The organism is Winogradskyella sp. UBA3174 (assembly GCF_002364335.1).
Lineage (GTDB): Bacteria > Bacteroidota > Bacteroidia > Flavobacteriales > Flavobacteriaceae > Winogradskyella.
This window is the reverse complement of record NZ_DEXW01000077.1, coordinates 94,117-109,977: the sequence shown is the minus strand read 5'-3', so window position 1 is coordinate 109,977 and position 15,861 is coordinate 94,117. Positions and strand designations below refer to the sequence as shown.

At 31.7% G+C, this 15,861-nt stretch carries 13 protein-coding genes; 9 read left to right on the top strand and 4 right to left on the bottom strand.

The genetic code is table 11. The annotated features are described in order from the left end of the window. The first annotated feature begins 310 nt into the window (after positions 1–310). The 5 genes from ychF (at position 311) to B2U95_RS14930 (ending at position 7,453) form a co-directional block, all read left to right on the top strand. Complete coding sequence (ychF, locus tag B2U95_RS14950; protein ID WP_296317550.1) at positions 311–1,405, top strand: redox-regulated ATPase YchF; 1,095 nt, start codon at positions 311–313, stop codon at positions 1,403–1,405. Between the two features lie 51 nt (positions 1,406–1,456). Further along, positions 1,457–2,215: a DUF481 domain-containing protein gene (locus B2U95_RS14945; RefSeq protein WP_296317547.1), complete on the top strand. Its 759-nt coding sequence runs from the start codon at positions 1,457–1,459 to the stop codon at positions 2,213–2,215. Between the two features lie 20 nt (positions 2,216–2,235). Further along, entirely contained in the window at positions 2,236–2,715 is a 480-nt protein-coding gene (locus B2U95_RS14940) for an SRPBCC family protein (protein ID WP_296317545.1), read from the top strand. Between the two features lie 123 nt (positions 2,716–2,838). Then, positions 2,839–4,692: a DNA topoisomerase IV subunit B gene (locus tag B2U95_RS14935; protein ID WP_296317543.1), complete on the top strand. Its 1,854-nt coding sequence runs from the start codon at positions 2,839–2,841 to the stop codon at positions 4,690–4,692. Positions 4,693–4,801: 109 nt separating this feature from the next. Beyond that, positions 4,802–7,453 carry a DNA gyrase/topoisomerase IV subunit A gene (locus tag B2U95_RS14930; RefSeq protein WP_296317541.1) on the top strand — a complete coding sequence of 884 codons (2,652 nt, stop codon included), beginning with the start codon at positions 4,802–4,804 and terminating at the stop codon, positions 7,451–7,453. Positions 7,454–7,697: 244 nt separating this feature from the next. On the opposite strand, the gene B2U95_RS14925 is transcribed toward B2U95_RS14930, so the two are convergent. After that, complete coding sequence (locus tag B2U95_RS14925; protein WP_296317539.1) at positions 7,698–8,084, bottom strand: hypothetical protein; 387 nt, start codon at positions 8,082–8,084, stop codon at positions 7,698–7,700. A gap of 41 nt (positions 8,085–8,125) precedes the next feature. Next, positions 8,126–8,494, bottom strand: a complete 369-nt coding sequence (locus B2U95_RS14920; RefSeq protein WP_296317537.1) for a helix-turn-helix domain-containing protein — start codon at positions 8,492–8,494, stop codon at positions 8,126–8,128. Positions 8,495–8,797: 303 nt separating this feature from the next. On the opposite strand from B2U95_RS14920, the gene B2U95_RS14915 reads away from it, so the two are divergent. From B2U95_RS14915 to B2U95_RS14905, 3 genes are all read left to right on the top strand, one after another. Next, positions 8,798–9,943, top strand: a complete 1,146-nt coding sequence (locus B2U95_RS14915) for a M14 family metallopeptidase (protein WP_296317535.1) — start codon at positions 8,798–8,800, stop codon at positions 9,941–9,943. 74 nt (positions 9,944–10,017) lie between these two features. Continuing rightward, entirely contained in the window at positions 10,018–10,497 is a 480-nt protein-coding gene (locus B2U95_RS14910) for an Lrp/AsnC family transcriptional regulator (protein WP_296317533.1), read from the top strand. Positions 10,498–10,567: 70 nt separating this feature from the next. Then, a complete protein-coding gene (locus B2U95_RS14905; RefSeq protein WP_296317532.1) occupies positions 10,568–11,083 on the top strand; it encodes a DinB family protein in 516 nt (171 codons plus the stop codon). On the opposite strand, the gene aroB is transcribed toward B2U95_RS14905, so the two are convergent. Continuing rightward, positions 11,080–12,150, bottom strand: coding sequence for a 3-dehydroquinate synthase (gene aroB / locus B2U95_RS14900; RefSeq protein ID WP_296317530.1), 1,071 nt, complete (start codon positions 12,148–12,150; stop codon positions 11,080–11,082). The genes B2U95_RS14905 and aroB overlap by 4 nt on opposite strands. A gap of 94 nt (positions 12,151–12,244) precedes the next feature. Here aroB and B2U95_RS14895 point away from each other — a divergent pair, with 94 nt between their 5' ends. Then, positions 12,245–13,417 (top strand): proline dehydrogenase family protein, encoded by a 1,173-nt coding sequence (locus tag B2U95_RS14895; protein WP_296317528.1) that lies wholly within the window; start codon positions 12,245–12,247, stop codon positions 13,415–13,417. 56 nt (positions 13,418–13,473) lie between these two features. On the opposite strand, the gene B2U95_RS14890 is transcribed toward B2U95_RS14895, so the two are convergent. Next, positions 13,474–15,843: a GumC family protein gene (locus B2U95_RS14890; protein WP_296317527.1), complete on the bottom strand. Its 2,370-nt coding sequence runs from the start codon at positions 15,841–15,843 to the stop codon at positions 13,474–13,476. Positions 15,844–15,861 lie beyond the last annotated feature (18 nt).

Genomic DNA, 15,861 nt, shown 5'->3' with positions numbered 1-15,861 from the left:
TTTAACCTTATTATTAATGCAGTAAAAATTGATTTAAAATTATTGGTTTTATTTTTTTAAGCAATTGGAAACAAAGCATAGCGCAGGCTAATAAGTTGAAAATATAATAAGTGCTAAAGACATACAATAAAGGTAGTTCTGTACTTACAAAAGTAGTTTTTAAACCGAAACAGAATGCATACAAATCCCTTACTCAGTTTGTAGAAACACATTAAGCACAACTTAAATTAGCTTTGTAATCATTTCAAAAACTTTTAATTAAAACTATTCCACGAATTAACTACATTTGCAGTCGCAAAAATAATATGTTATGAAAGCCGGAATTGTAGGATTACCAAACGTAGGAAAATCAACTTTATTTAATTGTTTATCTAACGCTAAAGCGCAAAGTGCTAACTTTCCGTTTTGTACGATTGAGCCTAATATTGGTGTGGTTAATGTGCCAGATCCAAGATTACAGAAACTAGAAGAATTAGTTAATCCAGAACGCGTATTACCAGCAACAGTAGAGATTGTTGATATCGCAGGTTTGGTAAAAGGAGCAAGTAAAGGCGAAGGCTTAGGTAATCAGTTCTTAGCTAACATTAGAGAAACCGATGCTATTTTACATGTGTTACGTTGTTTTGATGATGAAAATATAATTCACGTTGATAATTCAATAGATCCTATTAGAGATAAGGAAACCATTGACATGGAATTACAGCTTAAAGACTTGGAGACAGTAGATAAGAAGTTGGATAAAGTAAAACGAGCTGCAAAAACGGGTAATAAAGAAGCACAGAAAGAAGAAGCTGTACTTTTAAAAATTAAAGCAAGCCTAGAGGCTGGCATCTCATTAAGAGCTTTAGAGTTTTCAGAAGAAGATTATGAGGATTTTGTAAAGCCATCTCAATTTATTACAGATAAACCAGTAATGTATGTGTGTAATGTAGATGAAGGTTCTGCAATAACAGGAAATGCTTACGTAGATAAAGTTAAAGACGCTGTAAAAGACGAAAATGCAGAAGTTTTAGTTTTAGCAGTTGGTACAGAAGCAGATATTAACGAATTGGACGACTATGAAGAGCGTCAAATGTTTTTGGCAGATATAGGTTTAGAAGAACCGGGTTCAGCAAAGTTAATTCGTTCAGCATACAAGTTGTTAAATCAGCAAACGTATTTTACAGCAGGTGTAAAAGAAGTTAGAGCTTGGACCGTAAATGTTGGTGCAACAGGACCACAAGCTGCAGGAGTAATTCATACCGATTTTGAAAAAGGTTTCATTAGAGCAGAAGTTATTGCTTATAATGACTACGTAGAATACGGAAGTGAATCTAAAGTAAAAGAAGCTGGTAAAATGCGTATAGAAGGAAAGAATTACGTTGTTAAAGATGGTGATGTCATGCATTTCTTGTTTAACGTTTAGTTTGTCATTAATTTTGTTTTAGACTAAAGCTAACTGCTATATAAGACAAAAATGAAAAAAGCGTTATTATATTTTTTAATTTTCCCGACTTTTCTTTCAGCTCAAATAAACGAAAGTGATTCACTTAAAGTTAAGGCGAGCCTCTCTATTACAGGGTTTTGGCAAGATGGCAATGTAGAAACCTTAATCTTAAGAGGACGTACAGACTTTAGTATTAAGCCTTGGGAAAAATGGGTATTTAAAAACACAAACTCTTATGTCTACCAAGAGTTTGGAAAAGAAAAAGCAGATGCCGATTTTTTGAGTCTTAATTTTCTGTATTTCAATCCAGAACGACGTTTTTACCCTCAAGTTTTAGGCGTTGTAAGTACTAATTTCCGTAGAGAAATAGACTTGCGTTACTTAGTCGGCGCTGGTGCAACCTACCAAATATTAGATAAAAAAGATAACTGGCTTAAAGCTTCACTTACTTTCGAATATGAAGAGACTGATTTTGCTAGGGGTGTTTTTAATAACGCTGAGTATAATGGTGACCAATCTATCAATACCTTTCGTAGTACAATTTGGTTAAACGGAAGATATGAATTGTTTAAGAAAAAAATTATCTTAACACACGAAACCTATTTTCAGCCTTCTTTGCAGCAAAGTGATAACTATCGTTGGCAAGGAGAAATTGGTATAGATTTACCCCTTTGGAATTTTTTAAGCTTTAAAGTGAACTACCGTCACACGTTTGAAAGTATAGTTATAGAAAACCAAGAGAGAGAGGATAAGTTTTTAACTTTTGGCTTTACGCTTAAAAGTTTTTAAGCTGTAAAATTATAAGGGTTATGCCAACACTAGAAATCAAAACACTAATTAAGGCAGATTTAAAAACCTGTTTTGATTTATCGCGCAATATAGATTTTCATCAAGAATCACTAGAACATTCTAAAGAAAAAGCAATAGCAGGTAAAATCTCTGGCTTAATAGAACTTGGAGAATGGGTGACTTGGGAAGCGACGCACTTTGGTGTTAAACAGAATTTAACCTCAAAAATTACTGAATTTAAATCGCCGACTTATTTTGTAGATGAACTGGTTTCAGGAGCTTTCAAATCCTTTAAGCACGAGCATATTTTTGAGACATCTTATGATAATAAATTTGATGTTGATTATACAATAATGACCGATAGATTTACGTTCAAATCGCCATTAGGTCTTTTAGGGAAATTAGCAGATGTCCTTTTTTTAAAACGTTATATGACAAATCTCTTGGTTACTAGAAACATTGTTTTAAAGCAAAAGGCAGAAGAATTATTTAGTATTTGATTCAAACACAATGTTCTCAACAACATTCGCTCTTTATTGTTAATTACTTTACCCAAACGGTATTTCATGTTTTATGGTATAGTCTTATATTAGCCCTTCATCTAAAATTACGTCCTAATTTCTATGGCAGAACAGTCTAATTATACTGAAGATAATATTCGCTCACTCGATTGGAAAGAACATATCCGAATGCGCCCTGGTATGTATATCGGTAAATTAGGCGATGGTTCTTCGCCAGATGATGGTATTTATATTTTACTCAAAGAGGTTCTAGACAATTCTATCGATGAGTTTGTTATGGGAGCAGGCAAGACTATTGAGATTTCAGTGCAAGGCGAACGTGTTATTGTTAGAGATTACGGTCGTGGTATACCTTTAGGTAAAGTTGTAGATGTAGTGTCTAAAATGAATACTGGTGGAAAGTACGATTCTAAAGCCTTTAAGAAATCTGTAGGTTTAAATGGAGTAGGTACAAAAGCAGTTAACGCTTTATCCTCTTATTTTAGAGTTGAATCTACCAGAGATGGTAAATCGGCTTCAGCTGAATTTGAACAAGGAAATCTTACAGATCAAGATTTATTAGATGACACATCTCGACGTAAAGGAACAAAGGTTTCATTTGTTCCTGATAGTATCATTTTTAAGAATTATAAGTATAGAAATGAGTATATTATTAAGATGCTTAAAAACTACGTGTACCTAAACCCAGGGTTAACAATTGTTTTTAATGGTGAAAAGTATTTTAGTGAAAACGGACTTAAAGATTTGTTAAGTGAAAACATTAATGAATCTGATATGCTATACCCTATAATTCATCTTAGAGGTGATGACATAGAAATAGCAATTACGCATAGTAAAACACAGTATAGTGAAGAATACCATTCGTTTGTAAATGGACAAAATACGACACAAGGTGGAACACATTTAACAGCTTACAGAGAATCTATAGTTAAAACGATTAGAGAGTTTTATGGTAAAACTTATGAAGCTTCAGATATAAGGAAATCTGTCGTGACTGCGATTGCCATAAAAGTAATGGAACCTATTTTTGAGAGCCAGACCAAAACCAAGCTTGGTTCTACAGATATGGGAGGAAAACTGCCTACTGTTAGAAGCTATATCAATGATTTCGTTAAGAAGTACTTGGACAATTTTTTACATAAAAACCCCAATTCTGCAGAAAAGATTCAACGTAAAATTCTTCAAGCAGAACGTGAGCGTAAAGAATTATCTGGTATTAGAAAATTAGCAAAAGACCGCGCTAAAAAATCAAGTCTTCATAATAAAAAATTACGCGATTGTCGCGTGCACTTTGGTGATACTAAAAATGCAAGAAATCTAGAGACAACCTTGTTTATTACTGAAGGAGATTCCGCTTCTGGTAGTATAACAAAATCACGTGATGTTAATACACAAGCCGTTTTTAGCCTAAAAGGGAAGCCTTTAAATTCTTATGGTTTAAGTAAAAAGATTGTTTATGAGAATGAAGAATTCAATCTATTACAAGCCGCTTTAAACATAGAAGAATCTCTTGAAGATTTAAGATATAATAATGTGGTGATAGCTACTGATGCTGATGTTGATGGTATGCACATTAGATTATTGTTGATCACGTTCTTCTTGCAATTCTTCCCAGAAGTTATAAAAGAAGGGCATTTGTATATTTTACAAACTCCGTTATTTAGAGTTAGAAATAAAAAGGAAACGATTTATTGTTATTCACCGGAAGAACGAAGAGAAGCCGTTGAAAAATTAAAACCAAAACCAGAGATTACTCGATTTAAAGGTTTGGGTGAAATTTCTCCCGATGAATTTGTTCATTTTATAGGAGAAGATATACGATTAGATCCTGTAATGTTAGATAAGGATATGTCTATTGAAGAATTATTATCTTTTTACATGGGTAAAAACACACCAACACGTCAAGAGTTTATTATTAATAACTTGAAAGTTGAATTGGATGTTATTGAGGATTAAGATTAAAAATTTAATTGTTTATTAATCTTACGAAAGCAGCAAGCGATATATAGAATAAAACAAGAATAGAATAAGAATAAATTCCTGTAAGCAAAGGAATGTTAAGTATATGAGCGAAGAAAACGACCCATTAGAAAATAGTGATAACGAACAAAATTTAGAACCTCAAGAAACTATTACCAAGGTGACTGGGATGTTTAAAGATTGGTTTTTAGATTACGCATCTTATGTAATTTTAGAGCGTGCAGTACCAGCAATAGAAGATGGTTTTAAGCCTGTGCAGCGTCGTATTATGCACTCTATGAAAGACTTAGATGATGGTCGTTATAACAAAGTAGCAAATATTGTAGGTCACACGATGCAGTACCACCCTCATGGTGATGCGAGTATCGCAGATGCTATGGTGCAAATTGGTCAGAAAGATTTATTGATTGATACCCAAGGAAACTGGGGAAATATTTTAACTGGAGATCGCGCAGCAGCATCAAGATATATTGAAGCTAGACTATCTAAGTTTGCCTTAGACGTGGTTTATAATCCAAAGATTACAGAATGGCAATCGTCTTATGATGGCAGACGTAAAGAGCCTACGAATTTGCCAGTAATGTTTCCCATGCTTTTAGCGCAAGGAGGAGAAGGTATTGCTGTAGGTTTATCTACAAAGATTTTGCCACATAATTTCATTGAACTTATCGAGGCTTCGGTTAAGCATCTTAAAGGTAAACGTTTTACAATATTGCCAGATTTTCCAACTTCAGGTAATGCAGATTTTTCTAACTATAATGATGGATTAAGAGGAGGGAAAGTTCGTGTTCGCGCTAAGATTTCGCCAGGTGATAAAAATACGTTGGTCATTACTGAAATTCCTTTTAGTACCACAACGTCATCCCTTATAGATTCGATTCTAAAAGCGAATGACAAAGGAAAAATTAAGATAAAAAAAATTGAAGATAATACAGCGGCTAACGTAGAAATATTAATTCATTTACCATCTGGTTTATCACCAGATAAAACGATTGACGCTTTATATGCATTTACCAGTTGTGAAACGTCTATTTCGCCATTAGGTTGTGTGATTGAAGACAACAAGCCTTATTTTGTTGGTGTATCAGAGATGTTGCGTCGTTCTACAGACAATACGGTTCAACTTTTAAAAAGTGAACTAGAAATTAAACTAAGTGAGTTTCAAGAGCAGTGGCACTTTGCATCTTTAGAGCGTATTTTTATTGAAAAGCGAATCTATCGCGATATTGAAGAAGAAGAAACTTGGGATGGTGTAATTAATGCTATTGATAAAGGACTTCAACCACATATAAAACATTTAAAACGTGCAATTACTGTTGATGATATTACGCGTTTAACAGATATTAGAATTAAACGTATTTCTAAATTTGATATTGACAAAGCACAGCAAAAGATTGATGCTTTAGAAGATCAAATAGCTCAAGTAAAACATCACTTAGCGAATCTAATAGACTATGCGATAGCATATTTTGAAAGACTTAAAAAAGAATACGGAGAAGGTAAAGAACGCAAAACAGAAATCAGAGTTTTTGATGATGTAGATGCGACTAAAGTTATTATACGTAACACAAAACTTTATGTTAATAGAGAAGAAGGTTTCATTGGTACAGCTTTAAAGCGTGACGAGTATGTTTGTGATTGTAGTGATATAGATGATATCATCGTTTTTACTAACGATGGTAAAATGATGGTGACTAAAGTCGACTCTAAAACGTTTATTGGTAAAAATATTATTCACGTCGCTGTATTTAAGAAGAAAGACAAGCGTACTATTTATAATATAATTTATCGTGATGGCAAAGGTGGTTCTTCTTACTTAAAACGTTTTGCTGTAACTAGTATGACTAGAGATCGTGAATACGATTTAACTAACGGTAACAAAGGTTCTGCATTATGGTATTTTTCCGCAAACCCAAATGGGGAAGCAGAAATAGTGACTATTATGTTACGCCAAGCAGGCAGTATTAAAAAACTGAAATGGGATTTAGACTTCTCTGATATTCTAATAAAAGGAAGAACGTCTAAGGGCAACCAGGTTACTAAATATGGAATTAAACGCGTAGAACTCAAAGAAAAAGGTGTGTCGACCTTAAAACCTCGTAAAATTTGGTTTGATGATACCGTACAGCGGCTTAATGTTGATGACCGAGGTGAATTGATTGGTGAGTTTAGAGGAGAAGATCGTTTATTGATCATTACACAAAGTGGTATGGTTAAAACAATAATACCAGAAATGACGACGCATTTTGATAGTGATATGATTGTGCTAGAAAAATGGATTCCTAAAAAACCAATTTCTGTTATTTATTATGATGGTGAAAAAGAGCGTTACTATGTAAAGCGTTTTTTAATTGAGCAAGAAGGAAAAGAAGAGTCTTTTATTTCAGACCATTCTGATTCTCAACTAGAGATTGTGTCAACAGATTGGAGACCAATGGCAGATGTGGAGTTTACCAAGGAAAGAGGTGTGGATCGTAAGGAAAACCTAGAAGTTAATCTTGAAAAATTTATTGCAGTAAAAGGGATTACAGCTCTTGGAAATCAATTAACTAAAGATAAAATAAATCAAGTGAGTTTGCTAGAGTCTTTGCCTTATGAAGCACCAGAAGCCAAGCCAGCAGATGAGATGGAAGTTGTTGATGAGGAGACTATCTCGAATGTGCCAAAACTAGAAACTGATTCTAAGTCTGATGACTCTTTAAATTCAGATGATAAAGGGCAGGCTAGTTTATTTTAATTTTTCTTTTCTAGCTTCTAAAATTTACAAACTCAAGAAAAAGTAAAAAACCAATTGAACAATAAGGAAAGTCTCTAATAATTGCAGCGATAATTTTGTCAAATAATTAAGTTTTCACAAGGTTAGTTAGTTTTAGTTGTTAACATTAAACCAATAAGTATTAAAAATATAATCTATACTGATATAATTTCTAAGAAGGTAAGTGTTATTAATGCTAAGATAACATCAGAATTCATTAAGAAATCTAATTAATCTTTACCGCTAAGCCTTTCTCTACTAAAAGAGGTCTATTGGACTTTTTAACTGCGAGCTTATATTCAAAAGTATATGAGTTGTCCGATGTAGATAGGATTTTCATGTGTATCGCATCTTTTTCAGCATTATTGATGGGGTTAATTTTTTTAAGAATGAATTCGCAATCATTAATCCATCTTACAGAAGATGAATCTACTTTGCCTTCATAGTAATCGATATTCCAAAGTTTTGTACGTTCAAACTGACCAATTTTTTCAATTCCATCAATGGTGTATTTAAATTCAAACGTACCTGTTTTAAAATCTGTACAATCTCGCTCTATATTGTAGCAACTAACTAGCATTAATGCAAATAAAATTAAAAAACAACGTTTCATTTTAAATCTTTTTGCAAAGGTAAGAAATAGCTTTCTGAATTTTAAGGCTTGTAACTTTTAAAAGTACCGTCTTTATAGAAAATCACAATTTTTTCAATTTCAGAATCAGAATCAGAGTTTTTAATAAGTTGATCTGAATCTTCAATAATTAAATTTGAATTTGGTGATTCAGAGATTTGACTTGTATTAGGAAATGTGCCTTTGCCATTTAGTAACCAATATAATTCGACTTCTGGATAGGAGTTAAGTACTTTCATTACAAAATCTAAACTAGGCTTGTTTCTGCCTGAAAGTATATGTGAAATACTAGAGCGTTGCACACCAATTTTTTCAGCAAAACCAGAGGCACTCTCTTCATAAAAATCGATAACTTTTTGAAGTCGTAAAGTAAAATCTTTTGAGTTTATCAATGTAAACTAGTTTTTAGATAAATTAACGTTACAAATGTAACAAATAGTATGTTCTAGATTTGCTAATTGATACTTAATTGTATTTTTATATTAAATATAAACTTTTAATATATACATTTAAATAATTGAATTTCAATATATTATGTATTTAAAATTATTTATGTTGAATTATATTTAATACTCATTATTAAAGGATAGTGTTTTTTGAGTTTAGTGTTTAGTATTGTAACAAAATGAGCGGCTTTAATTGTTTACAATTGTAAAATATCAAATCGTTACATTTGTGATTAAGTAAGATGTTCTATGGATCTAAATCAAATAAATACAACTTATAAATCAGTTAAAGAATCGACTTTATTTGGTCGTTACATCACAAATAATCACATTGAAAAATGTTTTAAAAAGTGCTCTAAAACTACTGTTTCTACATTAGGACTTTCTGTAGAAAATCGTCCAATTTATGGAATCACTTATGGCAAAGGAAAAACGAAAGTTTTACTTTGGTCACAAATGCACGGTAATGAATCTACAACTACAAAAGCTCTGTTTGATTGTTTTAATCTGTTTGAAACAGAGAACGCGTTAACCAAAAAGATATTAAATCAGTGTACTGTTTTTGTTATTCCAATTTTAAATCCGGATGGAGCAGAAAGTTATACACGCTTAAATGCCAACAAGGTTGATCTAAATAGAGACGCACAAGATTTAACACAACCAGAAAGTAAGCTGCTACGACAGGTTTATGATAATTTTAAGCCAGACTATTGTTTTAATTTACATGGTCAACGTACTATTTATAGTGTTGCTGATACTAATGTTTCTGCTACGTTATCTTTTTTAGCACCTTCTCAAGATATTGATTGTACACTAACGCCAAACAGAAAAGTTGCCATGTCAATCATTGCTGAGATTAATACGGCATTGCAGAATGAAATACCAAATGGCATTTCACGTTATGATGATGCTTTTAATTTGAATTGTGTGGGTGATACGTTTCAAAGTTTTGGTGTACCAACACTTTTGTTTGAAGCTGGTCATTATCGTAATGATTATGATAGGGAAGAGGTGAGACGGTTTGTTTTTATGTCAATTTTAAAAGGATTGGAAGTGATTTCAAAAGTTCATGATGATAGCTTTTATAAAGCGTATTTTAAAATTCCAGAAAACAAGAAATTGTTTTGTGATATTATTATTAGAAATGCCAAGTTGAATAACGTCTCAGACAAATCTATTGACATTGTTATTCAGTACAAAGAAGTTTTATTAAACGATAGCATCGATTTTGTTCCTATCATTGAATCGATTTCAAATTTAGATGCTCTTTATGGACATAAAGAGATTAATGCTAAAAATGAAATTGTCAAAAATTCACAAAACTTAACTCTAGAAGTTACCAACGAAACCGATTTCGTTATGATAAATAATGAAAAAACCTCATTAAAACGGTAATATATTCGCCTTTTGATGCGTATTTGATATATAAAATGTCTTATTTTTGCATATAGTTTAAAGAAAATACAAATATGGCAAAGTTTAAATTGGACGAAATAGATCATCAAATATTGGATATGTTAATAGATAATACGCGTATTCCATTTACGGATATTGCGAAAAAATTATTAATTTCTGCTGGTACAGTTCATGTAAGGGTTAAGAAAATGGAAGAAGCTGGTATCATAAAGGGTTCTTCATTAACATTAGATTACAAGAAGTTAGGCTATTCATTTATTGCATATGTGGGTGTTTTTCTTCAAAATACATCGCAAACTAAATTTGTTTTAGAGCGTATTAGTTCGATTCCTTATGTTACAGTAGCTCATATTACTACGGGTAAATTCAATATTTTTTGTAAGGTAAGAGCAAAGGATACTATGCATGCTAAGGATATTATATTTATGTTAGATGATATTGAAGGTGTTTATAGAACAGAGACTATGATATCTTTAGAAGAAAGTATTAATGATAAAAAGCGACTGATGCATACCATCTTTAATGAGCTATAAGAAATAACAACATCAATAAAATCCTTAGTTAATTATATGACTAAGGATTTTTTGTTTTAAACCAATAACTATGATTTCAGATTTATTAAATACAAACGAGTTTAATCCATATTATACTACATATATTAATAATACAGCCCATGAGGATATAATAAAAGGTCTAAAGTCTAATTTGGTTTCTGTTCCAAAGTTCTATTCTAATATTCCTGATAGTAAGCACAACTATGCTTATGCTGATGATAAGTGGACGGTAAAAGAGATTCTGATTCATATAATTGACACAGAGCGTATTTTTGCATATCGTGCCTTGCGTATTGCTAGAAAAGATAAAACACCCTTATCTGGTTTTGAGCAAGATGATTATGTTTTAGAAAGTAATACGTCTCAACGTACTTTAACTAGTTTAATTGAAGAGTTTAAAGCTGTAAGAATGGCAACAATTGCTTTATATAAAAGTTTAAACCTGGATACGTTTTTAGAGCTTGGTGTTGCGAGTGGTTCAAATATATCAGTTCGTGCTTTGGGTTACATTATTACAGGTCACGAAAATCACCATAACCAAATAATTACAGAGCGTTATCTCTAAGAATCGTAAAAATTAAAAGCTTCTAAGATTAGTGAATTACTAGCTTCGCAATCTATTTTAGCTTGCCCTATAGACTCTAGAAGCACAAACTTAACAATGCCATGACTATTCTTTTTATCATATTTTAAAAGCTCAATGATGCTACTTTTGTCATTTTCTAGAAATATGGTCTTTTGATATGTTTTGAGAATGGCGTCTTTTATATGGTTTAAAGCTTCGATAGATAACCCACAAACTTTATGAGATAAATAAGTTTCTAATATCATGCCTATAGCTATAGCTTCACCATGAAGAAGTGGTGTTTTATCAGCGTTTTCTAAAAAATAACTTTCAATGGCGTGACCTAATGTATGTCCGAAATTGAGTGTTTTTCTTAGTCCTTGTTCTCTAGGATCTTCAGTTACTATGGTATTTTTTATTATAACAGAATCATAAATTAATTGCTCTAAATCAGAAATATCTAAATTTTGAAGATTCGTAAGAACATTCCAATAATTTTCATCATAGATTAGGCCATGTTTTATCATTTCAGCATAACCCGAAACCATCTGATTTTGAGGCAATGTACTTAAGTAGTCAATATCAATACCAACCATTTCACCTTCATTAATAATACCAATCTGATTTTTTAACGCACCTAAATCTACTCCTGTTTTTCCGCCAATAGAAGCATCTACCATTGCTAGAAGTGATGTTGGTATATTTATGTATTTTATGCCACGCATAAAAGTTGATGCTACAAAACCGCCTAAATCGGTAACAACTCCACCACCTAGATTAATAAGCAAGCTCTTTCTATCTGCATTATACTCAGATAAAGCTTCCCAAACACCAGTGCAGATATCTATAGTTTTATGATCTTCTCCTTCTGGGATTTCCATGACCTCAATAATAATATCATCAGACTCTAATTTTTCTAAAAACTGAGGTAAACAATACTCGTGAGTATTGGTATCTACTAGGATAAAAATTTTAGAAGGTTGTGTGGTTTTGATGTGTTTATTTAGCTCAGAATAGACCTCAGAATTAAAATAAACCACAGCGTTTTTGGTAGAAATTGATTTCATTATAGTGATACCTAAAATTAAGTTGTGAAAATACTTAGTTTTCTACAAAAAAGTAAAACTTAGAATAAATATATTTGCATAATTAATTTTTAGAATGATAAATAAAACCCTTTTTGAAAATACAGAAACTGCTTTTGCTTTAAAATCAGATTCTGAATTAGAACGTGCCTATTTTTTGTTTAAGATGATTTCCGTACAACCTTTAGTCCGTATTGGTACTGCAGCCACAAATTTTGCACTTAAAGCTAAATTGCCAGTTGAAGCACTCATTAGATCTACTGTATTCGATCATTTTTGTGGTGGAGTTAATGAAGAAGATTGTTTGCCCGTAATAGATAAGCTTTTTACACACAAAGTTAGTTCTGTTTTAGATTATTCGGTTGAAGGAAAAGAATCAGAAGAACAGTTTGATGGTGCTTTAGAAAAAATCTTGAAAATTATACAATTCTGTGATGATAGAGAAGCTATGCCTATCGTTGTTTTTAAACCCACAGGTTTTGGCCGTTTTTATCTATATCAAAAGAAAACAGAAGGTCTAGAGTTTACTAAAGAGGAGCAAAACGAATGGAATAGAGTAGTAGCTCGGTTTGATGCTGTTTGTAAGTTGGCAGAAGAAAAAGAGGTTGAAGTATTAATTGATGGAGAAGAAAGTTGGATGCAAGATGCCGCAGACGACCTGGTAGAAGATATGATGTCTCTTTACAATAAGAAAAAAACAATAGTCTATAATACATTACAAACCTATAGATGGGATCGTTTAGATTATTTAAAAGGTTTGCATAATCGTGCTAATAAAGATGGTTTTACAATAGGAATGAAGATTGTACGTGGTGCATACATGGAAAAAGAACGAAAAAGAGCTGATGAAAGAGACTATAAGTCACCTATTTGTGAAACCAAAGCTATTACAGACGATAACTTTAATACGACCTTGAAGTATATTTTAGAAAACAATAAAACGATTTCTGTTTTTATAGGTACTCATAATGAAGCAAGTAGCTATTTAGCAATGGGTTTAATGAATGACTTAGGGATTAGTAGAAATAATAACAACATATGGTTTGGTCAATTATACGGAATGAGCGATCATATTAGTTTTAATCTAGCCTCGGAGGGTTACAATGTTGCTAAGTATATTCCTTTTGGGCCAGTTAAAGATGTGATGCCTTACTTAATTAGAAGAGCGGAGGAGAACACTTCTGTTGCTGGGCAGACTAATAGAGAGTTGGTATTATTAAAATCTGAGAAAAAACGACGTAGAATGTAAAAAAACAGCAACCAATCAATTGATTGGTTGCTGTTTTTAAAAGTTTATTATATAGTTTAACTAAAACTATACCATTTATTTTTCGTGTTCTTATTAGGATTGTTACCATAACCATAACCATAACCATAACCACCTTTACCTCTTTTAACACCGTTTAATAACAGAGTCATATTTGGTAATCGTTTCTCATTGTATAAAGTTTGTGCCACATCTGATAATTGTCTCTTATCTACATTATCAGCACCTACAACATAAATAAACATATCTGCAAAATTTGCTATTAAAAGTGTATCGCTTACAATGCCTACGGCTGAAGTATCTACAACAATATAATCGTATTTATCTTCAAAATAGTTAAATAATTCTTTAATCCGATCACTCATTAATAATTCAGACGGATTTGGAGGAATAGTCCCCGAAGGTATAATGTCTAAGTATTTATTCTCTTTATGTTTAATAACAATATCTTGAGGCTTTATTTTATTGTCTACAATAAAATCTGATAGTCCTATTTTAGATTCGTCTTTTAATCCTAAATAATTCATGATTTTAGGGACTCTAATATCCATCTCAATTAAAAGAACAGACTTTTCTGAGAATGAAATTGACGATGCTAAATTAGTACTTGTATGCGATTTACCTTCTTGCGCCTTGGTAGACGTAATAAATATTTTTTTAGACCCATCGGTTGTGCTTTTTAACATAAAATCTATGTTTGATCTTATAATTCTAAAAGCTTCAGCTTTTGGTGAATAATCAACTTTTTTGATTAATGTTTCTTTTTTAGAAGTTTTAGGTATATCACCAATATAAGGTATATCTAAAATATCAATTAAATCGTTTTTTCTGTAAATTTTAGTATCTGTTAAAATTATAAGGTAAATTACCGCAATAGGAAGAGCTAACCCAAATATAAATGCTGCCAAATATGTAATTGTTGGATTTGGTGCTACAGGACGAAATGAGGAATAAGCACTATCAATAATTTTAGCATTAGGAGAATACATACCTAATCGAATTGTTGTTTCTTCTCTCTTTTCCAATAGATAGAGGTATAATGACTCTTTCATACCCTGTTTACGTTCAATATCTCTAAATTGTCTCTGTCTTTTAGGAGCACTATAGATCTGTCCGCGAATACGTACATCTTCTTTATTTAAAGTATTAAGAGTAATATTATTTGATTGCTTCATATTACTTAAAGTATTCTGAAGGCTAGATTCTTGCTGGCTTATTTGATCGTTAAGTTTTATAACAGTTGGGTTTATTTCACTTGAGTTTTTAAGAATTTTATCTCTTTGATAGACCAATTCATTGTAGTTTTTAGTGATCAGGTTTACTCCGGAGTCATCAACTACATTCAAAGGAAGTAAGTCAGAAGCTTTTCCTTCTACACTAATTTCTTCTTGAAGAAAATCAATAAGTTTTAGCCTATTAGAAGTGACTAATATCTGTGATTCATTATTTTTTTCTCTCTCTAGGTATATATTTGCCTGAGACCCTAAAGCCGTAAGTCTATTGTTTTTTTGTAACTCTTCAGCTGTAAGCTCTACTTGGTTTAACTCTTCAGAAACCTTTGCTAGTCTCGTATTTATAAAATCTGATGTTACATTTACTACAGCTTCTTTATCCGCTAATACATCATTATTATATTCTAGAATAAGTTGGTTTAAAATATCTATAGCTTTTTGAGCAACGGTCTCTTGTAATTCAAGCTTAACAATACTAGATCCTTTCGACGTAGAAACTTTCACTTTTCTCTGATAGCTTCCCACTACGCTATTTAAACGATTGATTGAAACTCTAATATTACTTCCTATTTTAGGTTTATTTTTACCAATATTTGGAGTTATAACATAACCACCATAGCTAGTTTCAATTTTATCACCGAATGAATACACTTCTCCTTCTGAATCAACACGATTCATTAGATATTTATGTTGTTCTTTGAATAAAATAAATTCTGAAGGCGATTTTATTTTAATAAATAAGTTGGTTTTTATTTCATTAATTATTGAATCACTCTGAAAGAAGCTAACTTTAATAGCTGGGTTAGAATAAAGTTCTTTTTCTTTTATTTTACCCTCCTCAAAGTAACTTATATTTAATTTTAATTTTTCAACTATGTTTTTAAATAATGTCCGTGATTGTATAACTGAAATTTCATCTTTTATTTTATCGGAGCCTTGTGAGAAAAGCCCGTTGCTCCCCATTTCTTCCATACTAGGTAGCATAGTTGATTGTTTCTCATCACGTATTTTAATAGTTGCATTGGCTTTATACTCATAATTGGTATATCGCAAATGGGTGAAGGCAATTACCAGTGCTACAATTACAGAAAAGCAAATCCATTTCCAATAGGAAAAAAATAATTCTATTTTTTTCCTAATGTGTAAGCCTGTAATTGAGGTAGATTTAGTATCCATGAAAGAATTTTGACAATT